Origin of the sequence: Microbispora sp. H13382 (genome assembly GCF_014161445.1) — a bacterium.
Taxonomy (GTDB): domain Bacteria; phylum Actinomycetota; class Actinomycetes; order Streptosporangiales; family Streptosporangiaceae; genus Microbispora.
Genome location: NZ_JABBXA010000027.1, coordinates 48,005 through 69,899 on the forward strand (window position 1 = coordinate 48,005; position 21,895 = coordinate 69,899).

Sequence of the window (21,895 nt, forward strand, 5' to 3'; positions counted from 1 at the left end):
GAGCCGCGCGACCCCCGTACGGCCTCCTCCGCGAGCAGATCCGGGCAGGCCGAGCCGGACGGCCGCGTAGAGGATCTGCGAGGTGGCGTAGCCGAAGGCCATCCGGGACAGGTTCGCCTGCCCCGCGAGTCCTCGCGGTAGGTCACTCATGGGCCTGCTCCTTCCGGGGGCTCTGACAGGTGCGGGGCAGGTGCCGTGCAGGAAGAGGCCGGGCGTCCACTCCAGGTCGGCGGGATCGACCGCGAGTGCGATCTCGGGGAAACGGCGCACCAGCGCTCCGATCGCGGCCGCGGCCTGCAGCCGCGCCAGCGCCGCGCCGAGGCAGAAGTGCGCGCCGTGGCCGAAGCCCAGATGCCGGTTCGGGCTGCGGCCGATGTCGAAGACGTCCGGCCGGGGGAAGACGGCCGGATCGCGGTTGGCCGCCAGCAGCACCGGCACGACCACGTCCCCGCCGGGGGATCACGGTCCCGCCGATCTCCACGTCGGCCAGGACGTACAGCGGCCGGGAGTGCCCGACCGGGCCGTTGTACCGCAGCGCCTCCTGTACGGGAACGGTGGTGGCGATCTCGTTGCGACCTACGACCTTCACAGCGCCGAAGGCGGCGCTGCGGTCGCTGAGGGATTTCATACGCGAGGTCGGGCAAGAGCGTGCCGAGCGAATGGCCCGGGCCATGGAACGGATCGCCGACCGGCACGCCGCACGCGAGGGCCGTCACACTCCGGGTGGAGGCCGTTGACGCGGTCGTCCCTATATGGCGCTACGCGTCGCTAACTCGGTGGCGGCCGTGCTGCTGTGCCCGACCAACCGTGAGATCTCTTCGAGCGGATGCCGTTGTCCGAGAGTAGCGAGACGAAGCTGTGCCGCAGCTCCCGGGGAGTCTACTTTGGCTGGGGTGCAGCGGTGGTTCACGAATCCCCCGGTGCTGCGCTTTGCTGCTCCTCTTCTCTTCGATGTCTCTCCACAGTCGAACGGACATCCAAGAAGAAGGCCGCGAGTAGCAACACACCGCCGACGGCCAGCAAAATCGTCGTTGGGATCTGAACCAGATTGCGAACATCCTCGCACTCGTTCACATGGTCCTGGCCGGCGGCAAGTGAGGGCGAGACGAAGGCCGAACCGCACTCCGAGCCGCCTTCGGTGAGGGGCATCACACCAGCAAGCACACCGGCACCAATAAACAGTAAGGCGATGAATGCGATGAACGCGATCGCTCTGCTGGACATACCTGATCCTTCTAATCACCGATGCAAAGAAGGATCATTCCATCTCGGCCCTCAGAGCGGAAGTACCGACCCAGGGTCTGGTCTCCACCGAAGCCGGGGCGACTCAGGTTGGGCGGGGCAGGGTCATCCCGTCACCCTGCGAGGGTGGGCGTTGTATCTGGCGGGCACCGCCAGGGCACATGAGCGCGAAAAGCAGCGCGAAATGATGAAGAGCGGCGAACGCTGAAAGCCCACCTCAGCGCATGAGCTGGGCAGTCCCCGCAGGTCAGCCGTCAGGACAGATCAGATCTCGGCGATCTGACCCGCGCGATGAGGTCGCATTCGGCAAAGCGTCTCCGCGTGACGAACTGCGTGACGACACCTGCCCACGAACCATCCAAGGGCGAGGGTTAACAGGGCGACAACCAGGTTGGGAACTGCCTTGACGCTCTCCGCCCACAACGTCGCGCCCATCCGTCCTCCTCGCCTCCTGTCTATCTGTAGAACAATCGCCGGCGAGGTGTCGAGGAATATGACTCGTTCTTCGGCGACCGCCGCAAGGCCGCGCGCTGTACGGAGCCTGTATCCCCGCTGAACCCCCGCTCTTTACGATCGGGGTCAATCACGTCCGGTGAAAGGAAGTGGTCATGAGAGCGCTGATCAGACGGGCCGCCGACAGGATGGTCGACAAGGTGGTCCCGCACGCCGAAGCCCGCGCCTGCGGGTGGGAGGGCTACTGCAAGTGCGTCGGCGGCGACATCTATCTCTACTACTGCGGCCGCTGCACCTACTACGCGCACGCCGGCTGCTGACGGGCGGCGCGTGACCGGGTGACCGAGCCGGACCCGGTGCGACCATCGGGTCCGGCGGCACACGAGGGGGATGGCGGTTGTCGCTTCTGCTCACCGTTCCGGCGATGACGGCCCTCGCGCTGGCGGCGGTGACTTTGGGGATGCGCCGGGCCTTCGTCGTGGTGACCGTACGGGGCAGGAGCATGCAGCCCACGCTCCGGGACGGTGACCGGGTGCTGGTGCGGCGACGCGGTGTGACGGCGGTCCGCCCCGACGACCTGGTCGTCTTCGCCGACGTGATCGACGCGCCTCCCGTGCCGGTGCCTGCCGGGGCGGCGGACAGCGACGGCCCCCGCACGGTGTGGGTGGTGAAACGGGCGATAGCCGTTCCCGGAGACCCGGTCCCCGAGATGCGCGTGCCCGTGCTGGCCGGGGGGACCACGTCCGTCCCCGCAGACCGGCTGGTGGTGCTCGGGGACAACCCGGCGGTGAGCCGGGACTCCCGCCTTTACGGGTACGTCGCAGGAGAGCGTCTGCTGGGTGTTGTGATCCGGCGAATGTGACCGTCTGATGGGGATTAATGCTGAGGCTGATGATCGGCCAGTTACGCCGCCAGCCGGTGCGCTCGATGACGATGCTGCTCGGCGTGTTACTGGCCACGAGCGGGTTCACCCTGCTCACCGGCTCGGTGGAGACCTCACGCCTGCGCGTGACCGGGACCGTGGACGACAACTACCGGAGCACGTACGACGTGCTGGTGCGGCCCAAGGGGAGCCGGGACGCGCAGGAGCTCACGCACGGGCAGGTGCGCCCGAACTTCCTGTCCGGCCAGTTCGGCGGCATCACGCTCGACCAGTGGCGGCGGATACTCACGCTGCCCGGCGTCGAGGTGGCCGCTCCGGTGGCGATGGTGGGGTACGTCGACGTGACGGCGACCGCCGAGATCGACCTCACGGAGCAGCTCGACCGAGGGGCACGACAGCAGTTGCTCAAGGTGGACAGGACCTGGACCAGCGACCGGGGACTGTCGACGATCGACGACCCGGGTGACAGGTACGTGTACGTGACCCGCAACCCCGTGCTGTGGCCGCGGTTCACGACGAGCAAGGCGAACTTCGTGGACTTCGCCGGCTACCGCTACGAGGGCCGGAAGGTGCGAGTGGACGACGCGGTATGTGACCGCCCGGGGATGTCGTCCGGCTACCCTGCGGCCGAAGTCCTCCCGGACGGACGGATCCGGCCGATCTGTCCCACCGCGCGCAAGCGAGAGCCCGGACGCACCTACCTCACGGCGGCGGACCGGTCCCGCGTGGACGTCTACCAGATGCTGCCGGACGGCGGTTTCCGCACCCAGCTCGGCGACGCGGGCGGTGGGATCATCCCCAGGCAGGTACGGCTGCCGCGCCTGACGCTCCCCGTCAGCTGGCCCGTGCCGCTGTTGCTGGCGGCCGTCGATCCCGTGCAGGAGGCGGAACTGGTCGGGCTGGATCGCGCCGTGGTCACCGGGCGTTACCTGCGCGCGAACGACGGCCCGACGCCGACCAAGTGGGCGCTGTTCGCCGATGTTCCCATGCTGCTCTCGTCGACCGCGCACATCGACGAGCAGCTGACCGCCGGAGTCTCCCGGCTGGACCGGCCGCCGGACATCGCGAGCCTGCGTGGCGATGAGCTGTGGAAGCGGCTACGGACGGTGCCGGCCCGGCGCACGTCGACCGTGCGCGTCGACGCGGAGAGCGTCTACCGGCAGGTCAGCGAGCGCCCGATCACCGACCCCGGCGACACGTGGCTCAACGTGGACCGCGTCATCCAGTCCGGCCGCCCGCGCTATGGGGGCGGAGAGGGGGCGCTGAAGCCGGATCCCGTCACCGTCGACCTCGACGAGGTGTGGCGGCAGGAGAACTCCCTCGTGGACACCTCGGCCCCGTTGTTCGCGCACGATCGGGCGCTCCGGCCGTTGACCAAACGCGAACTGGCCGGCCCCGGTGGCGTATCCATATACGCGTTCCCGCAGGTGGTGGGCAGATTCGACGCGGCCGGGCTGACCGAGTTCTCCGCGTTGTCCGCGGTGCCGCTGGAGACGTACCAGCCGGCGAGCGCGACCGGCGCGGACCAGGCCGCGCGGGCGGCGCTGGGGAGCCGCCCGCTGCTGCCCAACGGCAACCCCGGCGGTTACCTGGCCACCCCGCCCCAGCTCCTGACGACGCTGACCGCGCTGCCCATGCTCATCCGCGGCGACGACCCGGCGCAGGAGGCGCCGGTCTCCGCGATCCGGGTGCGGGTCGCCGGGGTCACCGGGCTGGACGATCTGTCCCAGGAGCGGATCCGCGCGGTCGCCGAGAAGATCGCCACCACGACCGGGCTCGAGGTGGACATCACCATCGGCTCCTCCCCGGCCCCGCGCCCGGTCGAGCTGCCCGCCGGCTCGTTCGGCCGCCCCGGGCTGCGGCTGCTGGAGAACTGGACGACCAAGGGCGTGGCGGTCGCGCTGACCAGGGCCGTCGACCAGAAGAGCGCGCTGCTGTTCGGCCTCATCCTCGTGGTGTGCGTGCTGTTCCTGGGCAACGCGGTGGCCGCGTCGGTCCGGGTGCGGCGGCGCGAGCTGGCCGTCCTCGGCTGTCTGGGCTGGCCGGCCGGGCGGCTGGCCGCGCTGGTGCTGGGGGAGGTGGTGCTGGTCGGCCTGGTCGCCGGGATCCTGGGCGCCGCCGTGTCCCTGCCGCTGGCCGCCGCCACCGGCATCGAGGTGAGCCCGGGACACGCGCTGCTGGCCGTACCGGTCGCCTGCGGGATCGCGCTGCTCGGCGGGCTGGTGCCCGCGCTGCGCGCCGGGCGGGCGCACCCGATGGCGGCGATACGTCCCCCCGTGGTCACCCGCACCCGGGCACGCCGGGCCCGGACGGTGTACGGCATGGCGGTGGGCAACCTGGTCCGGGTCCCGACCCGCAGCCTGGTCGGCGTGCTGGCGCTCGCGGCCGGAGTGGCGGCGGTGTCCACATTGCTGGTGATCACCTGGCGGTTCCACGGCGAGGCCCAGGGCACGCTGCTGGGCGACGCCGTCTCGTTTCAGGTACGCGGGGTCGATCTGGCCGCCGCCGTCACCACGGTGGTGCTCGGCGTGTTCGCCATCGCGGACGCTCTCTACCTGAGCGTCCGGGAACGCAGCGGCGAGCTGGCCGCGCTGCGCGCGTGCGGGTGGTCCGACGGGGAGCTCGGCCGCCTGATCGTCACCGAGGGCGCGCTGCTCGGTCTGACCGGCGCGGTGCTCGGGGCCGGTCTCGGCCTCGGCGTGCTGGCCGCGTTCCTGGGCGGCCTCACCTGGGCGACCGTGAGCGCCACGCTCCCGGTCGCCGCGGCCGGAACCGCGTTCGCGGTGCTGGCCGCCGCCGTCCCCGCGCAGCTCATGCGCCGCCTGCCGCTCGCCGCCGTGCTGGCAGAGGACTGAGGCCGTCGATGAGGCACGTGGAACTCGGCTGCCAGATCCTGCTCGCCGTGGTCTTCGGCTGGTCGGCGGTGAGCAAGCTGGCCTCCCGTGAGGCGTTCCGGCGGTTCCGCCGGTCGATCGAGCCGCTGACCGGAGGCGGCACCTGGCCGGCCGCGGCCCTGTGCGCCGCCGAGGCGTTGGTCCCTGCGCTGGTCGCCGTGGCCCCGCCGGCGGGGTTCGCGCTGGCGGCCGGAGCGGTCGCCGTGCTCACGGCGGGTGTGGTCGTGGTGCTCCGCCGGGGCCTCGCCGTACGGTGCCGGTGCTTCGGCGGCGGCGAGGCGGACCTCGGCACGCGGCACGTGGTGCGCAATCTCGCCCTGCTCGGCGTGGCCGCGCTGGGCCTGGCCGCGGCGGTGCTGCCGGGCGGCGCCGGGATCGGCGGCCCCGGCGTCCTGCTGGCCACCGGGGTCGCGCTGCTCGCGGCGGCCCTGGTCATCCGCTTCGACGACGTCGCCGACCTGTTCGGCCCAGTGAACTGAATGTGCGGAGGTGCGTTGTGGGATACGTGGTCGCGGCCCTCGTGCTCGTGGGACTCGTGGCGGTGCTCAACCTGGTGTTCACGTACGGCGTCGTCCGGCGCCTGGCCCGGCAGGACCGTGAACTCGCGACCCTGCGGGCCGTCCTGCCGTCGAATCCGGAGGAGGTCATGACCGGACCCGGGTCGGCGCCGGAGGACTTCGGCGAGGTCACGACGACCGGTGGTGAACACCTGGACAGGGACTCCCTGACCGGCGGCATGATGCTCGGGTTCTTCACGCCGACCTGTGCTCCGTGCCGCGCGCAGGCGTCGCCCTTCGCGGAACGCGCGCGGTCCCTGGGCCGCGACCGGGCGCTGGTGGTCGTGGTCGGGTCGCGGGACGATGTGGGCGAGCTGGTCGCGCTGTTCGATCCGGTCGCGCGGGTGCTGGTCGAGCCGGATCAGGGCCCGGTCCAGCGGGCCTTCGGCGTACGGGGCTTCCCGGCGATGTGCGTGCTGGACGCGGACGGGCGCGTCGCGGCCGTGGCCACGGGAGTGGACCGGCTCCCGGAACCCGCCGCGAGGGCGGAGTGAGGACGGAGAGGTGAAGGTGGAGGCGCGTACGACCGGCACCCGGCGCGGTGTCGAGGTGACGATCAGGGGACTGACCAAGCGTTTCGGTCAGGGAGACGGCCGGATCGTCGCCGCCGACGACGTGTCGCTGCACGTGCCGGCGGGGCAGCGGGTCGCCGTGGTGGGTGCTTCGGGCTCCGGCAAGTCCACCCTGCTCCACCTGATCGGCGGCATGGAACGGGTGGACGGCGGCACGATCACGGTCGGGGACCGGGAGGTGACCGCGCTCGGCCGCCGTGAGCTGTCGGTCTACCGTCGCAGCGTCGGCTTCGTCTTCCAGCGGTTCCACCTGCTGCCCGCGCTCACCGTCCTGGACAACGTCCTCGCCCCGGTGCTGCCCCGCCGGGTGGACTTCGACCGTACGGAACGGGCCCGGCAGCTGCTCGCCGCCGTGGGCCTGCTGGACCGGGCGCACGCCGTGCCGTCGCAGCTGTCCGGCGGGCAGCAGCAGCGGGTCGCGGTCGCGCGTGCGCTGATCGGCGACCCTCGGCTGATCCTGGCCGACGAGCCCACGGGGAACCTCGACTCGGCCACCGGCCGGGAGGTGATGGAGCTGGTCGACCGCCTGGTCGCCGAGCAGGGGCTGACCCTGCTGGTCGCCACCCACGACGACGGGGTGGCCGCGTACTGCGATCGGATCATCCGCATCCGGGACGGCCGGATCGTCGACGACACCGCGCGCTGACCGTTCGGGGGCTCAAAGCCGAAGCGCGTCGCCTGTTCTGTTCTGGACGCCCGGGCGGAGCAGGCCGGGGTCGCGCCGGAGGATGGCGGCCTGGAGCCACTCGACGCGGTCGTCCGGATCGAGTCCCAGCGAGCGCCGGAGCACCTCACGGGCGCCGGCGCACGCCTGGAGCGCGCCGGCGACGTCGCCGAGCCGGTACAGCGTGACCATGAGCTGCCGGTGCGGGCGCTCGCGCACCTGGTGCTCGGCGAGGTGCCCGCGCAGGTCGGCGGCGAGGGCGGACCCGCTGCACCGGTCGGTGGCGGTCAGGTCGAGCCGGACGTCGAACCAGTCCTCCAGCACTCCGATGCGGCGTTCGTCCAGCGCGGTCGCGGTGGCGGTGAGGATGGGCCCGCGGCGCAGCCCGGTCAGCGCGGGCCCGCGCCACATGTGGAGCGCGCGCTCGTACGCCGAGGAGGCGGCCGGCAGGTCGCCGTTCATCTGGTCGTTCCTGGCCCGGGCGCACAGGTCGGCGAAGACGTCGACGTCGATCTGTTCCCTGTCGACCTGCAGCCGGAGGCCGTCGGGGTCCGAGACGAGCTGCGGCCCGCCGTCGAAGACGACCCGGCGCAGTTCGGTCGCGTACGTCCGCAGGTTGGACATCGCCGAAGCGGGCTGGGCGCCGTCCCACAGTTCTTCCAGCAGCCGGTGCCACAGCACCAGCTTTCCGGAGTTCAGCAGCAGCATCACGAGCAGCGCCCGGGGCTTATGGGCGGTCAGCGAAATCGGTTGTGCCCCATTGAGAATTTCGAGTGGACCCAATAACCGGAACTCAAACCCCATGAAGACCCCGTAAGCCCCCGGAAACTTTCGGGCAATCGCAGAAAATATAAACTCCGACAGAATGTATTTCAAGTAAAGGACATATCCGGCATAGCTGATGGTCAGTCCCGATGCCCCGGCTCGGAGAACTGGTAGCCCCGCGCCTGGAGGGTGAACAGCCGCGCGTAGACGCCGCCGGCGTCCACGAGCGCCTCGTGCGTCCCCTGCTCCACCACCTGTCCCCGGTCCAGGACGACGAGCAGGTCCGCGTCCCGCACCGCGCTGAGCCGGTGGGAGATCAGCACGCTGGTGCGTCCGGCCCGGTGCTCGCGCAGGCCGGTGTGGATCTCGTGTTCCGCCTCGGCGTCCAGCCCGGAGCTGGGTTCGTCCAGGATGAGCAGGTCGCGTTCGCCGCGCAGGTACGCCCGGGCGAGGGCCAGGCGCTGCCACTGCCCGCCGGACAGGTGGACACCGTGCTCGCCGCCGTCCCCGTCGAGGAAGATGCGCGACAACAGGGTGTCGTAGGCGCGGGGGAGCTTCTCGGCGAACGAGTCGGCGCCCGCCGCACGTGCCGCCGCGACGATCCGGTCTCGATCGCCCAGCACGGCGAGATCGCTCAATCCGATGTTGTCCGCCACGGTCAGGTCGTATTCCATGTAGTCCTGGAAGACCACGCCGACGCGGCGCCTCAGCTCGTCCGGCGCCATGTCGCGCAGGTCGACCCCGTCCCACAGGATCGCGCCGCGCTCCGGGTCGTACATCCGGCACAGCAGTTTCACCACTGTGCTCTTGCCCGCCCCGTTCCTGCCCACGAGGCCGAGGGCCCCGCCGTACGGGATGTCGAAGCTGATCCCGCGCAGCGCCCAGTCCTGTTCGGGGGAGTAACGGAACCACACGTCCCGGAACTCGATGCCCCGCCTCAGCGCGGGGACGGGCCGTGGCCTCGCCGCGACCGGGAGGTCGGGACGGTCGGACGTCACCGCGAGGTGGTGGGAGAACAGCCGGAGGTGCTGATGCGCCTGGGCCACCTCGGTCACCAGGCCCGTGACCGAGCCCTGCACCCCCGCGACGGCGGCGACGAACATCGAGACGTCGCCGATCGTCCGGCCGCCGTCCAGGGTGCCCACCAGCGCCCACAGCAGCCCGGCCCCGGCCGCCAGCGCGCCCGCGAGACCGGTGCAGGTCTGCACGGCCAGCTCGCGCCGGTCGGTACGACGGCGTTCCGCGTCCGCGGCCCGGCGCTGGTCCATCATGAGCCGGCGCAGGTGGCCGGCGATGCCGAACAGCCGGATCTCCTTGGCGGCCCGCACGTTGACGAGGAGCTCACGGAAGAAGATCTCCCGCCGCTCATGCGGGCCTATGTCCCACAGCATGGTCGCCCGCCGCCGGGACAGCCACAACTCGGCCAGGAGCATGGGGGCGGCGGAGCCGAGCACGAGGACGGCCATCCACGGGCTGACCGCCGCGAGCGAGGCCACGAAACCCACCCCGACCAGGGCGCTCCTGGCGATCCCGAGGAGAGCGGCGACGAGCAGGGCGGGAGTGGCCCCGCCGTGCCGCTGGGCCAGCTGCAGCCGGTCGAGGAAGGCGGGATCCTCGAACCGGGCCAGACCGACGAAGCGTTCCGTGGCCAGGAACAGGCGGTCCTGGGCGATCCGGCTCACCCGCCGCCCGGTCTCCTCGCGCAGGTAGTGCGTGATCGCGGGAACCGCCGCGGCGCCCGCTCCGCACACCGCCAGGGCGGTCCCCAGCGTGACCACCAGGGCGATCGTGGCGTCGCCGTGCGCGATCAGGTCCAGCGTCACCTTGGTCAGCCAGGCGACGGCGAGTGGGACCGCGGCGGCGAGGACGGTGAGCGCGGCGAACAGGACCAGGCGGGACCGGCCGGCCTGCCAGGCGAGACCGAGCGCGTCCCTCATCGCGCGCGGCCTTCCGCATCGCGGGTCGCGGCGGCGAACGCGGACGCCGGTGGCGCGGTGACGGGGAACGGCATGCCGCCAGCCCTTTTCGATCGGGGACCCGGGGTCGCGGGACCGGGAGGACCACGCCCGTGACGTGGGCATCCTGGCCTGCCGGTCTTCTCGCAGATTAGGGGCGCCGCGTATAGGAGTCGTACATTCCCGGCACAACGCCATCGCGGGTGGCCGCTGTTCGGCCGAGCCGCCCCTACGGCCACGGGCATCGAGCCGCCGACTGCCCCAGCGTCACAACGCTCTCGGTACCGAACGCCGGTTGCCTCTGGCTGAGCTGCCTTCCTAGGGTGGGTGGCCGTGATCGATGGAACGGTTGAACCTGGTTTCGAGCAGGTACGGGACGTTTTCGCGGATGTGCTGAAGCGGCAGGCCCCAGGAGCGGGGGCGGCGGTCGCCGCGCGGCTGGACGGCCGCTGGGTGGTCGACCTGTGGGGCGGGCCCGGCTGGTCCCGCGACAGCATCGTCATGCCGTACTCCGTGACCAAACCGTTCGCGGCGGTCTGCGTGTTGCTCCTCGTGGACCGGGGCGTGCTGGAGCTGGACGCTCCGATGCGGCGCTACTGGCCCGAGTTCACCGCGCCGGCGACCGTACGGCATGTCCTGTCGCACCAGGCGGGCGTGGTGGCGCTGGACCGACCGGTGCCCACCGAGACCTTCTACGACTGGGACCGGATGTGCGCGCTTCTCGCCGCGCAGGAGCCGTCGTGGGAGCCGGGCACCGCGCACGGCGAGTCGGCGCTGTTCTACGGGCACCTGCTCGGCGAACTGGTCCGGCGCACGGACGGGCGGACGCTCGGCCGCTTCCTCGCCGAGGAGATCTGCGGCCCGCACGAGCTGGACTTCCACATCGGCCTCGGCCCCGCAGAACAGGCACGGGCGATCGAACTGACCGGCTTGACCGCGGCCTACCGGGCCGCCGCGCTGGACGGCAGGCCCGACCTCTACCGGCGGGCCATCGGCAACCCGCCCGGTGCCCAGGACCCGGCTGTGGTCAACTCCGCCGCCTGGCGGGCCGCCGAGATCCCCGCTGTCAACGGCCACGGCACCGCCCGTGCGGCCGCCGGGTTCTACGCCGCGTTGCCGCGGCTGCTGTCGGCCGGCCTGCTCGCCGAGGCCACCACCGCCCAATGCTCGGGGGTGGACGCGGTTCTCGGGACGCAGGCGACCTGGGGGCTGGGCTTCGGCATCGACGGCGACGAATACGGCATGGGCGGCCTGGGCGGCAACTACGCCGGGGCCGCCGGCTACACCTTCGCCTTCCTCACCGGCCATGCCGGCGATTTCGATCGCGCCACCGACCTGGAGAACGCTCTGCGCGCCGTTCTCGGGCTCGGCCCGATTTCCGACTGAACCGGGACCGGCGGCCCTGCGTCGCGATGGCTAGGCAGGGCCGCCGGTAGTCCGCTGAGGAGTGCCCGGTCCTCAGCTCACCGCCTGTCGCAGGAGCGCCCCGATCCTCTCCTCGACGTCGGCGGTCAGCTCGGTCAGGGCGAACGAGGCAGGCCACATGGCGCCGTCGTCGAGGTTCGCCGCGTCGCTGAAGCCGAGTGTCGCGTACCGGGCCTTGAACTTCGCCGCGGGCTGGAAGAAGCAGATCATCTTGCCGTTGTGGGCGTACGCCGGCATTCCGTACCACAGCTTCGGCGTGAGGGCGGGCACGTTGGCTTTGATCACGGCGTGCAACCGCTCCGCGATCACCCGGTCGGGCTCCGGCATCTCGGCGATCTTCGCGAGCACCTCGCTCTCCGTGTCGGCCTTGGCGCCTCGCCGTGCGCTCTTCAGCTCATTGGCGCGCTCCTTCATCGCGTCGCGCTCCTGCTCGGTGAAAGCGCCCTTGGTGGTGGTCTTCGGCGTGGTCGGCATGACGACTTCCTCTCTCTGCTGCGTACGGTTTCGGGCGGTGCTGGACGGGAGCGGTGTCACCACTTGCCCGCCTGCTGGCGGGTCGGCACGTTGAGCCGGTTGAAGGCGTTGGCGATCGCGATGTTGAGCAGCAGCGCGGCCAGCTCCTTCTGGTCGAAGTGCTTGGCGGCCACGTCCCACACCTGGTCCGGCACCGGGTCCGGCCGGTCGGCGAGCCGGGTCACGGCCTCGGTCAGGGCCAGCACGGCGCGCTCCTCGTCGCTGAACCACGGCGTCTCCCGCCACGCGGCGACGGCGTGCACCTGGTCGGCGGTCACGCCGTGCCGCTGGGCCTGGTGGACGCCCCCGGCCACACACGGAGCACAGCCGTTGATCTGGCTGGCCCGCAGGTGGCTCAGCGCCAGCAGCCTGCCGTCCACTCCGGCGCCCGCGACGGCGCTGCTGACCGCCATCAGGGCCTGCATCGCCTCGGGGATCAAAGCCGCCGGGTTCGGCATGCGCTCGGTCGACATCGTTTCTCCTTCGTCGCGGGTGTTTCCGACAGGAGTCATCTGACCATCGGCGTGCCGGGGCCCGCCTGGTCCGTGGGACACCGTGGGACAGGCAGAACCCTGCTGAGCAGGGCAAACGTATCGCTGATCCGTCTCCGTGGGCCGGGACGGGTACGGTGTTGCACGTGTCCAGCCCCCAGGAGCGACTGGTGGCCCAGCTCGCCCGGATCAAGGAGCTGAGCGGGCTCAGCCTGCGCGCCCTCGCCCGCCAGACGGGTCTGAGCAGCTCGTCCTTGTCCAGGTACCTGACCGGACAGCTCGTGCCGCCGTGGGAGGCCGTCGTGGCGCTGTGCCGGGCTGTGGGACGCGATCCCCGGCCATTGCGCGCGCTGTGGGCCGAGGCGACCGAAGCCGGCGCGGCGCCCGCCCGGCGCCGCAACGACCTGCCGGCCGACCTGTTCGACTTCACCGGCAGGCAAGCGGAGTCCGCGCTGGTCGAAGAGCTGCTGCGCACCACCGGCGCGGCCGCGGTCGACGGCATGGCGGGCGTGGGCAAGACGAGCCTGGCCGTGCACGTGGCCCACCGGCTCGCTCCTTCGTATCCGGACGGCGGGCTCTACCTCGACCTCCAGGGCTTCACCCCGGGTCAGGAGCCACTGGAGCCGCACGCCGCGCTGGGCCGGCTGCTGGACGCGCTGGACGTCACGCACCCCCCGGCCGGCACCGCGGAACGCGCGGCGCTCTGGCGGTCGGAGCTGTCCCGCCGGCGGGTTCTCGTCGTCCTCGACAACGCGGTCGACGCGGAGCAGGTGCGCCCGCTGCTCCCCGGAGCGGGGAAGTCCGCGGTCCTGATCACGAGCCGCCACCGGCTGGTCAGCCTGGACGGAGTGCCGCCGGTGTCCCTGGAGCCGCTGGCCGACGGCGACGCGGTGCACCTGTTCGCCCGGGCGGCCGGGCTCGCGCTCACCGAAGAAGAGGCGCTCGGCCAGGTGCTGCGGCAGTGCGGCGGGCTCCCGCTGGCGCTGCGGATGGCGGGCGCGCGGCTTCGCCACCGCCCGGGCTGGACGGTGGGGGTGCTGGCCGAGCGGCTGCGCGCCACCCCCAGCCGCTTCGACTCCGTCTTCGGCATGTCGCTGCATCAGCTCGACGCGGTCGAGCGTCGAATGTTCCGGTTGCTGGGCGTGCTGCCGGGGGCCGACTTCGACGCGGCGGTGGCGGGCGCGCTCACCGACATGCCGCCGGACCGGGCCGGCGCCGCGCTGGAGGAGCTGGTCGACGCCCATCTGGTCCAGGAGCCCTCGCCCGGGCGCTACCGGATGCACGATCTGATCCGGCAGTACGCGGCGGACATCGCCGCCGACGAGGAGCCGCGGGCCGAAGACGCCCTGCGCGGGGTTCTGCGGCACTATCTGGCGCGGGCCGTCGCCCACGAGCGGACGCTGCCCTCGCCGCAGCGCGGGCAACCCGCGCCGGGGGATCCGGCGAAGGCCATGGCCTGGTTCGACCTCGAGTACGTCAACCTGGTGGCCTGCTTCGACGCCGCCGTACGGCTCGGCGAGGACGAGGTGGTGGCCGAGCTGCCGCAGGCCATGCGGGTCTGGTTCTTCCGGCACCGGGGGACCGACGACCAGGCGCGCCTGCTCGAAGCCGCCGCGGCCGCCGCGGCACGTCTCGGCCGCGACCAGGAGCGGGCTTCGCTGCTCGCGGACCTCGGCTACGCCCGCGCCGCCGCCGGACGCCTCACCGCGGCGCTGTCCGCGTACGAACTGGCCGAGCGGTCGGGGCCGCCGGACGACGACATCGCGGCCGGCCTGGCACTGCGCATCGGCTTGGTACGCAGGGATCTCGGCGACTTCGAAGCGGCACAGGCGCACTTCCGGCGGGCACACGAGCTGTTCGAGAAGATCGGGCGCCGCACGGGCCAGTCCCAGGCGCTGGCCTTCGACGGATGGGTGACACTTCACCTCGGGCGGCGCGCGGAAGCCGTCGAACTCGCCCGGGCGTCCGTCGCCCTGGCGGACGGGCCCGCGCAGGTCACCGGGCTCGTCACCCTCGGTCTCGCGCTGACACCCGACGACCCGGCGGAGTCGCTGCGAAGGCTGCACGACGCGTTGGAGCTGTCCGAGCAGCACAATCTCCAGCACAACCAGGCGTGGTGCCACAACTATCTCGGGGTGGCGCTGCGGATCGCGGGTTCGCCCGCCAAAGCGCTCGAACACCACCGCAGGGCCTTCGAGCTGCTGGAACCGCTGGCCGAGGTGCAGCTGGAGATGGACTGCCTGCACACCTACGCCGAGACGTGCCGCGTGGCGGGCCGCCATGACGAGGCGCTGGCGCTGCTCGACCGGGCCATCGGGCTCGCGCGTGAGCTGGGCCGGCCGTACGACGAGGAGCTCGCCCGTGCGGCGCGGGAGGCCGTGCGCGCAGACCGCTGAGTCGCCGCTGAGTCGCCGCGCTCCCGTCCGTACGCTTTCGTCTGGCTGTGCCCCTCGTTAATCGTTTGTCGGCCGCCTTGTGCGTCGCCGATGATGCGGCCATGGCTACGACACGGCGAACCGGCATGGGTGACGAGCGCGGCACGCCGGTCGAAGCTCTTCGTGGCCGGGTGCTCGACGGCTGTGCGAGTGGCCCTGACGCTCCGCTCCGGGCGATGGAGCGGGCCCTGGCGAAGGCCGGTGACGCCGTGACCATGGTGCTCGTCGAGGGCCCAAGCGACCAGATCGCACTGGAAACGGCCGCGGTGGGCCGCGGCCGGGATCTCGAGGCGGAGCGGGTCGTGATCGTGCCGATCGGCGGGGCGCACGCGATCGGCCGATTCCTGGCGGGGTTGGGCCCGCCGGGCACCCGGGTGCGTCTCGGGGGTCTGTGCGACCTGGACGAGGAGGAGATATTCCGGCGCGCGATGGTCGCGAACCGGGTCGGCTCGCCCCGCACGCGCGCCGACATGGAGCACCTCGGGTTCTTCGTCTGCGTGAACGACCTGGAGGACGAGCTGATCCGCGCCGTGGGCAGCGCGGAGACCGAGGCGCTCTTCGACTCCCACGGCGATCTCAGGTCGTTCCGCTCGTTGCAGAGCCAGCCCGCCTGGCGCGGCCGGGAGCCCGAAGCGCAGATCCGGCGGTTCCTGGGCAGCGGCGCGCGCCGCAAGTTCCGGTACGCACGGCTGCTCGTCGAGGCGGCGCTCGGCCGGGACCGCCTGCCTCGGCCGCTCGACGCGCTGCTCGCCGCCGTATGAGACATCGGGAAGCGGGATGACAGGTGAGGGGTGTGCCGGATGACGAGGCGACACGGGGTGAGATCGCGGTGAGACGCCGGCGTCTGCATCGGGCCGTCTTCGCCGCCGCCGGGGTCTACAACATCGCCTGGGGCGCGTACGCGGCCCTGGACGCGCAGTGGCTTTTCCGGTTCGCCGACATGCCGCTCCAGAACCATCCGCAGATCTTCACGACCCTCGGCATGGTCCTGGCACTGTACGGCGTGCTGTACCTGGACGTGGCGCTGCGGCCAGAGCGGGGCTTCCTGATCGCGGCCGTGGGGCTCGCGGGCAAGGTCTTCGGCCCTCTCGGCTGGTTGTGGCTCGTCTCCACCGGCCAGTGGCCGATCTCCTCCGGAATCCTCGTCGTCACCAACGACCTGATCTGGTGGATCCCCTTCGTCGTCTATCTCGTGGATACCTGGCCGATCTGGTGGCGCGACGTTCGCACCGGCCCCTACGGTGATCCCCGAATCTCTGATCTTCCGTAGCGCGGCCGTCCTCGCCGAACTCGGCCGCGAAACGGCGGGCTCGGGCGTCATCGGTGCCGTCGGACCGACGAAAGGATCACGGTGCCGCCGCCGAGCCGGTTGTCGTCACTCGCCATCCCGGCCTTGCTGGCCGCGGTAGCTCTGGCCGCCGTGCCGACCTGGGAGCTGTGGCGGGAGAAATGGGAGCTCGAGAGAATCCTCGAGGGCGGTGAGGGGTCCTTCGAGATCTACGGGTGCATAGGAATGCTGGGCGCCGACGAATGGCCGCTCGCCGCGATCCGTGATGACCTGTCGAGGGTGGTGGAGACCGCCGAGAGCTGGGCGGTCCCCGCTCTGGCCGTGTTCCTGGGGCTCCTCGCGTACGTGCGAGGAAAAGACCCCCAGGTCGTCGGCCGTCGGGTGGCGGGACTCCTCGTCCTGACCGCCGTCGCCGAGCCTCTCATTCCGCTGTACAGCGAGCCGGGCGGTTGCGGCGGGACGGTTCCGCTGCTCAGCGCCGACTGGTTCGGGCGGGTGCTCGGCAACTGGGGAGCGAACCAGCTGTGCCTCCTGCCGGCGGCGGCGCTGGTATACGCCGCGTCGCGGACGCGGCGGCGCGCCGCGGAGCCGGGCGTGGCCGCGACCGGGGCGGCCTGGCGTCGTCCGGTGGCGGCATTCATCGACTACGTGATCGTCGTCGTGGCTCTCCGCGTCGTCGTGGAACCGGCCTGGGCCCTGATCGGGTCGCACTACCTCTGGTTTCCCTGGTTTCACCAAGGGCTCCTGGGACGGCTCGACGAGGTGTTCGAGAGCACCGTGAAGCCCGGGGAGGTGCTCGCGCTGACCTCATGGCTTCTCTATTTCTGGCTGCAGCACACCGTGTGGGGCCGGACGCCCGGCAAGTGGCTGCTGCGCCTGCGCCTCGTGAACGTGCGGACGGGCGGACGGCTGGGAGCGGGCAGGGCCGCCCTCCGTACGCTGGCCTTCCCCTTCCTCGCCGTCGTTCCCGACGTCGGGCTGGTGCTCCTGTTCGCCGGCGGACTGGCGGCGCTCTTCGACGCCGACGGGCAGGTCCTGCACGACCGGCTGCTGGGCGCGGCGGTCGTACGCCACCGGCCTCGCAGGTTCGACACGGAAGGCGACCGGCATGTCACTGATCTCGCGTGACGGATGTCCAGGACGGATTTCTGCTCCTGGGTGAGCCAGAGCGGTCCTGGAACGTACGCGTGTACACGCGGGCGGACGACGAAGCGCATCCGCGAGAGCAGTTCCTGGTCCAGTTCTGGCCGCGAGGGGGCTCGACCTAGATTTAGATCTTCCCTGTGCGGGGTCGGGAGATAACAAGATCCGGCCAACTGTCGGCACGGCCACACGTGTCGTCCCGCGCCAGGCATCTCCGCCGGACGAATCTTCCCTGCGGTGCCAGCGCCGCTCGTACGGCCTGGTCGATCGTCACGACGAGAGGACCTTCATGATGAGGCACATCCCCAGGATGTGTTACCCCGTCGCCGCCCTGGTGGCGGCGGCTGTCCCGCTGACGCTGTCCGGGCCGGTCCCCGCCGGCGCCGCGCCCCTCCCCGCGCAGACGGTGGCCGCGGCGCCGAACCCCGCGTCGTGCCCCGAGCAGGTGGCCTTGGTCAACGGCGGTTTCGAGAAGCCCGTCGTCGCCGGAACCTGGGCTTCGTTCCCCGACGCCTCGCAGAACAACCCGAACGCGGTGCCGGGCTGGCGGACGAGCGCCACCGACCACATGATCGAGATCTGGAGCCCCCGCATGGGCGTTCCGGCGGTCGAGGGCGCGCAGTTCGCGGAGCTGAACGCCAACCAGGTCTCGACCCTCTACCAGGACCGCCCGACCACCCCCGGGCAGAAGCTGTACTGGCGGCTGTCCCACCGCGGGCGTCTCGGCACAGACCAGATGGCTCTGGACATCGGCGTTCCCTCGGGCCCTGCCCAGCAGGGGACGATGTCCGACGGCACCGCGAAGTGGGGCACCTACCACGGCACCTACACCGTGCCCGCCGGGCAGACGACCACCAGGTTCGCCTTCCGTTCCATCTCCGCTGCCGGAGGCAACGCGGCGGTCGGCAACTTCCTCGACGACGTCTTCTTCGGCACCCCGCCGTGCGTCGTCGTCGGCAAGTCCGCGAGCCCGCAGGGACCGGTCGACGTCGGCGCCGAGATCACCTACCGGGTGACCGCCGTCAACAAGGGCGGCGACGTGGCGCAGAACGTCAGGCTCACCGACAGGATCCCGGCCGGGACGACCTACGTGCCCGGCTCGCTCCGCATCGTGGACGGCCCGAACAGCGGCGCCATGACCGACCAGGCCGGCGACGACCAGGCCGAGTTCGACGCCGCCACCGGTGTCGTCTCCTTCAGGCTGGGAGACGGCGCGACCGGCGCGGCGGCGGGCCGGCTGCCCAACGACACCGCCCTGCCGGACGGCACCACCGCCGAGTTCCGGGTCAAGGTCGGCAGGGCGGCCGCCGGGAAGCAGCTCGTCAACCAGAGCGCGGTCGACTACGAGAACCAGCTCGGCCCGGACCCCGAGCCGCTGGCCTCCACCAGCGGTGACACCGTCACCAAGGTGAACCCGGCCGTCGACCTGAGCGTGGTCAAGTCCGCGGACAAGACCGAGGTCACCGTGGGGGAGACCGTCACCTACCGCGTCACGGTCGCCAACGCCGGGCCCAACGACGCCACCGGCGTCGCCGTCAAGGACGCGCTGCCGGCCACCCTCGCTCTCCTGTCGGCCACGCCCTCGACCGGCACGTACGCCGGGGGAACGTGGACCGTGGGCACGCTGGCCAGTGGCGCGACGGCCACGCTGGTCGTCCACGCGAAGGCCACCGCGATCGGGGAGACGGTCAACACCGCCACCGTCGGCGGCAAGGAGCTCGACCTCGACCCGGACAACGACAGCGACGCGGTCAAGGTCTGCGTCCAGCGCGAGCCGTTCTGCCCGTACTGCACGCCGGAGAGCAGGCAGGGCGCCGGCAAGAAGTGACCCGCTGAGACTCACCGGGAGCCGTCCTGCCGTGGCCCGCGCCCCATGGCAGGACGGCGGCCGCCGGGGCTACCGTCGTGCCGAAGACGCGCCACGACGGAGAGGACCCCCATGGCAGGCCGCACCCTCCTGGACGAGCTGTACGAGGCCGAACGGCGACTGCAGAACGCGCAGCTCACCGGTGACGTGGAGGAGCTCGACCGGCTGCTCGACGAGCGGCTCGTGTTCACGGGACCGCCGGACGGCCGGCTGTACACGGAGGCCAAGCAGCTCGATCTCCACAACCACCGCTCACGTACACAGGTGATGACGAAGGTGGCGGAGGAGGACCTCACCGTTGTCGTCTCGGGGACGACCGGGGTCACATGTTTCCTCGGCACCCTCGAAGGCTCCTACGCGGGGGAGCCGTTCGCCGGCCGGCTGCGCTACACCCGCACGTGGGTGCACACCGACGAGTACGGCTGGCGCGTGCTGGCGGCCCACGCAGGCGAGGCCTGAGCCGAGGATCGGAAGCGAGAGGCCCCTCGGACCGAGGGGACGCTGAGCGCGTGGGGACGCGTGGAAGGGGCACGGGCGGGAACGCCCGTGCCCCTCGTGGCCCTCACCGGCTGTCAGGACCTCGCTTCCCGGCTCACGGGTCGCAGTCCTTACTGGAGTGCATCATGGGCCGGCTGTAGCTGCTGACCTGCCGTGACTCGGTGACGTACCGCGTCTCGGTTATCGGACGCTGGTAGGTCATCATGCGCGTGTAGCTGACCGGACGGCTCTCGGTGACGAACCGCGTGGACTTCACCGCGTGGCTCTCCGGCACCATCCGGGTGTAGCTGACCGGGCGGCTTTCGGTGACGAACCGCGTCTCGGTGACGGGCCGCCGGTAGGTGACCTGACGGGTCACGGGGCGGCTTTCGGTGACGTACCGGGTTTCCGTGATGGGCCGCTGGTAGGTGACCTGTTCGGTCACCGGGCGGCGCTCGGTGACGTAGCGCACCACCGGGCGCTGGTAGGTCACGTACCGCGTGACCGGCCGCGACTCGGTGACGAACCGCGTCTGGGTGATCGGGCGCTGGTAGGTCACCTGGCGGGTGACCGGCCGGCTTTCCGTGATCATGCGCGTGTAGGTCACGGGGCGCTGGTAGGACACCTGGCGCGTTTCGGTGACCGGACGCATCCGGGTGACCATCCGCGTTTCGGTGATCGGGCGCTGGAAGGTGACCTGCCGGGTGAACGTGACCGGACGGCTCTCGGTCACCATGCGCGTCTGCGTGACCGGCCGCTGGTAGGTGATCGTCCGCGTGTAGCTGATCGGACGGCTGTACGAGGCCTGCTCGCCGAGCGCCAGGCTGCTGCTGCGGCTGTGCAGGGACGACTGGCCCAGTGAGGACCGTGAGTGGTAGGCGAGGTTGCTCCCGGACTGGCCGCTCGACTCCTCGCTCGACTCTTCGCTCGATGAACCCTCCTGGGCGCTCTCCGGCCCGTACCCGCTCTCCTCCTCGTACGCGCGCCTGCTCTGCTCGGCCGCCTCCTCCGACTGTTCGCCGAGGCTGGTGCCCGGCTCCTCGGCCCGCGGCGCGCTGAGCGCGGCGGCGAGGCCGGAGGGCTGGGCGGCGGTGGAGGCCGATGCGATGGCCGGCCAGAGCGTGACGGCGGACAGGACTGCCGGACCCAGCAGTAATGAGAATCGAGTGCCGTGCATAGAGATACTCCTCTCCGATCAGCGATCGGGTCGTATCTCAATCGTTGGCACCGCGGCCGGAGCCCGTCCAGGCGAGTTGACCCGTCCCGGGACGTTCGCTGTCGCACTCCATGAGCGCCAATGGGGGTGGCTATCGGCGGCGCGGCCGATGACCATGCTCCGTTTTGCCCCTCTGTTCCGTGCACGATGGGCTTTCAATCGTGCCGACACGTTTACGAATTCGGTATTGCGCGTTGTTCCGGAAAGAGCCGCTCAGCGGTGGGCGATGACGGCGTAGCGCTCGTCGTGGACGGGTTTGCCCCACAGCACGGGATCGGTCAGCGGCTCCGCCCGCACGCTCGCGGCGTACGGCCGCAGCACCTCCACGAGGGGCTCGGCGCTCACCCCGCCGAGCCAGGGCAGGGAGCCGGCGCCCGGCACGTACGGCGGGCCGTCCCCGGAGGCCCGCCAGTTGCCCTCGATGAGGATCAGCCGGCCGTGCGGGCGCAGCAGGCCCATCCAGGTGCGGAGGGCGCGTTCCGGCGCGGGCAGGGTCCACAGCAGGTGCCGGGCCAGGACGACGTCGAAGGAGGTCCCGGCGGCGTCCGGCGGGTCGCTCGCGTCACCGGTGAGGACGGGGGGCGTGAAGCCCGCGGCGGCGAGCTTGCGCCGCGCCGCCTCGGCCATCCTCGGGGACAGGTCCACGCCCACCGGCCGGTGTCCCTGCTCGGCCAGCAGCAGCGTGAGAGAGCCGGTGCCGCAGCCCAGGTCGAGGACGTCGGCCGGAGGGTGCGGCATCCAGGACCGCAGCCGTCCCGCCCAGGCCGCGCGGACCCGCAGGTCGCGCAGTCCGTGGTCGGCCTCGTGGTCGAAGGTGTCGGCCTCCGCGTCCCAGTAGGAGGCGATCGACTGGGGATCCAGATCGGGCACGGACGCATCTTTTCACCAGCGTCCGACAAAACCGGATGCGAAGAGTAAGACGGACGGCATCCGCAGAGATCGGAGGGACCGCGGAGCTGAACCGTTCACCTGACCGGACGGCCCCGCATACGCCAGGACCCCGGCAGGAGGATCTCCTGCCGGGGTCCCGCACGTGTGGTGCCGGTGCCGGGTCG

The 21,895-nt window shown here is 71.5% G+C and carries 21 protein-coding genes and 1 pseudogene; 13 read left to right on the forward strand and 9 right to left on the reverse strand.

All coding sequences use genetic code 11. The features are described 5' to 3' along the window. Nucleotides 1-270: 270 nt before the first annotated feature. The 3 genes and pseudogenes from HHX41_RS42510 to HHX41_RS42515 form a co-directional block, all read right to left on the reverse strand. Nucleotides 271-444, reverse strand: a pseudogene (locus HHX41_RS42510) (cytochrome P450); the annotation flags it as partial. 462 nt (nucleotides 445-906) lie between these two features. After that, a complete protein-coding gene (locus HHX41_RS35870; RefSeq protein ID WP_182909510.1) occupies nucleotides 907-1,224 on the reverse strand; it encodes a hypothetical protein in 318 nt (105 codons plus the stop codon). Nucleotides 1,225-1,506: 282 nt separating this feature from the next. Then, a complete protein-coding gene (locus HHX41_RS42515; RefSeq protein WP_396795697.1) occupies nucleotides 1,507-1,677 on the reverse strand; it encodes a mechanosensitive ion channel family protein in 171 nt (56 codons plus the stop codon). Nucleotides 1,678-1,850: 173 nt separating this feature from the next. Between HHX41_RS42515 and HHX41_RS35875 the strand changes: the two genes are divergently transcribed. From HHX41_RS35875 to HHX41_RS35900, 6 genes are all read left to right on the forward strand, one after another. Beyond that, entirely contained in the window at nucleotides 1,851-2,015 is a 165-nt protein-coding gene (locus HHX41_RS35875; protein ID WP_169983780.1) for a hypothetical protein, read from the forward strand. Between the two features lie 104 nt (nucleotides 2,016-2,119). Further along, nucleotides 2,120-2,557, forward strand: coding sequence for a S26 family signal peptidase (locus HHX41_RS35880; protein WP_182909511.1), 438 nt, complete (start codon nucleotides 2,120-2,122; stop codon nucleotides 2,555-2,557). A gap of 29 nt (nucleotides 2,558-2,586) precedes the next feature. After that, nucleotides 2,587-5,433 (forward strand): ABC transporter permease, encoded by a 2,847-nt coding sequence (locus HHX41_RS35885; RefSeq protein ID WP_182909512.1) that lies wholly within the window; start codon nucleotides 2,587-2,589, stop codon nucleotides 5,431-5,433. 8 nt (nucleotides 5,434-5,441) lie between these two features. Then, complete coding sequence (locus HHX41_RS35890; RefSeq protein WP_169983782.1) at nucleotides 5,442-5,951, forward strand: MauE/DoxX family redox-associated membrane protein; 510 nt, start codon at nucleotides 5,442-5,444, stop codon at nucleotides 5,949-5,951. Between the two features lie 17 nt (nucleotides 5,952-5,968). Then, on the forward strand, nucleotides 5,969-6,523 hold the full coding sequence (locus HHX41_RS35895; protein ID WP_169983783.1) for a TlpA disulfide reductase family protein: 555 nt from the start codon (nucleotides 5,969-5,971) through the stop codon (nucleotides 6,521-6,523). A gap of 10 nt (nucleotides 6,524-6,533) precedes the next feature. After that, entirely contained in the window at nucleotides 6,534-7,247 is a 714-nt protein-coding gene (locus HHX41_RS35900; RefSeq protein WP_182909513.1) for an ABC transporter ATP-binding protein, read from the forward strand. 12 nt (nucleotides 7,248-7,259) lie between these two features. Here HHX41_RS35900 and HHX41_RS35905 read toward each other — a convergent pair whose 3' ends face one another. Together HHX41_RS35905 and HHX41_RS35910 are read right to left on the reverse strand one after the other, a co-directional pair. After that, nucleotides 7,260-7,973, reverse strand: a complete 714-nt coding sequence (locus HHX41_RS35905) for an AfsR/SARP family transcriptional regulator (RefSeq protein ID WP_249350309.1) — start codon at nucleotides 7,971-7,973, stop codon at nucleotides 7,260-7,262. 197 nt (nucleotides 7,974-8,170) lie between these two features. Then, nucleotides 8,171-9,967, reverse strand: a complete 1,797-nt coding sequence (locus HHX41_RS35910; RefSeq protein WP_182909514.1) for an ABC transporter ATP-binding protein — start codon at nucleotides 9,965-9,967, stop codon at nucleotides 8,171-8,173. Between the two features lie 351 nt (nucleotides 9,968-10,318). Here HHX41_RS35910 and HHX41_RS35915 point away from each other — a divergent pair, with 351 nt between their 5' ends. Then, on the forward strand, nucleotides 10,319-11,371 hold the full coding sequence (locus HHX41_RS35915; RefSeq protein WP_220504733.1) for a serine hydrolase domain-containing protein: 1,053 nt from the start codon (nucleotides 10,319-10,321) through the stop codon (nucleotides 11,369-11,371). A gap of 72 nt (nucleotides 11,372-11,443) precedes the next feature. On the opposite strand, the gene HHX41_RS35920 is transcribed toward HHX41_RS35915, so the two are convergent. Beyond that, a complete protein-coding gene (locus tag HHX41_RS35920; protein WP_182909516.1) occupies nucleotides 11,444-11,884 on the reverse strand; it encodes an iron chaperone in 441 nt (146 codons plus the stop codon). 56 nt (nucleotides 11,885-11,940) lie between these two features. Then, nucleotides 11,941-12,396 (reverse strand): carboxymuconolactone decarboxylase family protein, encoded by a 456-nt coding sequence (locus HHX41_RS35925; RefSeq protein ID WP_182909517.1) that lies wholly within the window; start codon nucleotides 12,394-12,396, stop codon nucleotides 11,941-11,943. A 164-nt stretch (nucleotides 12,397-12,560) separates the two neighbouring features. Here HHX41_RS35925 and HHX41_RS35930 point away from each other — a divergent pair, with 164 nt between their 5' ends. The 6 genes from HHX41_RS35930 (at nucleotide 12,561) to HHX41_RS35955 (ending at nucleotide 19,606) form a co-directional block, all read left to right on the forward strand. After that, nucleotides 12,561-14,810 (forward strand): tetratricopeptide repeat protein, encoded by a 2,250-nt coding sequence (locus tag HHX41_RS35930; protein ID WP_220504734.1) that lies wholly within the window; start codon nucleotides 12,561-12,563, stop codon nucleotides 14,808-14,810. A gap of 101 nt (nucleotides 14,811-14,911) precedes the next feature. Further along, nucleotides 14,912-15,610 carry a TOPRIM nucleotidyl transferase/hydrolase domain-containing protein gene (locus tag HHX41_RS35935; RefSeq protein ID WP_259401571.1) on the forward strand — a complete coding sequence of 233 codons (699 nt, stop codon included), beginning with the start codon at nucleotides 14,912-14,914 and terminating at the stop codon, nucleotides 15,608-15,610. A 68-nt stretch (nucleotides 15,611-15,678) separates the two neighbouring features. Continuing rightward, nucleotides 15,679-16,119, forward strand: a complete 441-nt coding sequence (locus HHX41_RS35940) for a hypothetical protein (protein WP_182909519.1) — start codon at nucleotides 15,679-15,681, stop codon at nucleotides 16,117-16,119. An 81-nt stretch (nucleotides 16,120-16,200) separates the two neighbouring features. Next, nucleotides 16,201-17,265 carry an RDD family protein gene (locus HHX41_RS35945; protein WP_182909520.1) on the forward strand — a complete coding sequence of 355 codons (1,065 nt, stop codon included), beginning with the start codon at nucleotides 16,201-16,203 and terminating at the stop codon, nucleotides 17,263-17,265. A 304-nt stretch (nucleotides 17,266-17,569) separates the two neighbouring features. Then, nucleotides 17,570-19,108 carry a CARDB domain-containing protein gene (locus HHX41_RS35950; protein ID WP_220504735.1) on the forward strand — a complete coding sequence of 513 codons (1,539 nt, stop codon included), beginning with the start codon at nucleotides 17,570-17,572 and terminating at the stop codon, nucleotides 19,106-19,108. Between the two features lie 111 nt (nucleotides 19,109-19,219). Continuing rightward, nucleotides 19,220-19,606, forward strand: a complete 387-nt coding sequence (locus HHX41_RS35955; protein ID WP_182909521.1) for a nuclear transport factor 2 family protein — start codon at nucleotides 19,220-19,222, stop codon at nucleotides 19,604-19,606. Between the two features lie 133 nt (nucleotides 19,607-19,739). On the opposite strand, the gene HHX41_RS35960 is transcribed toward HHX41_RS35955, so the two are convergent. Further along, on the reverse strand, nucleotides 19,740-20,801 hold the full coding sequence (locus tag HHX41_RS35960) for a hypothetical protein (protein ID WP_182909522.1): 1,062 nt from the start codon (nucleotides 20,799-20,801) through the stop codon (nucleotides 19,740-19,742). Between the two features lie 252 nt (nucleotides 20,802-21,053). Further along, nucleotides 21,054-21,710 carry a class I SAM-dependent methyltransferase gene (locus HHX41_RS35965; protein ID WP_310742332.1) on the reverse strand — a complete coding sequence of 219 codons (657 nt, stop codon included), beginning with the start codon at nucleotides 21,708-21,710 and terminating at the stop codon, nucleotides 21,054-21,056. Nucleotides 21,711-21,895 lie beyond the last annotated feature (185 nt).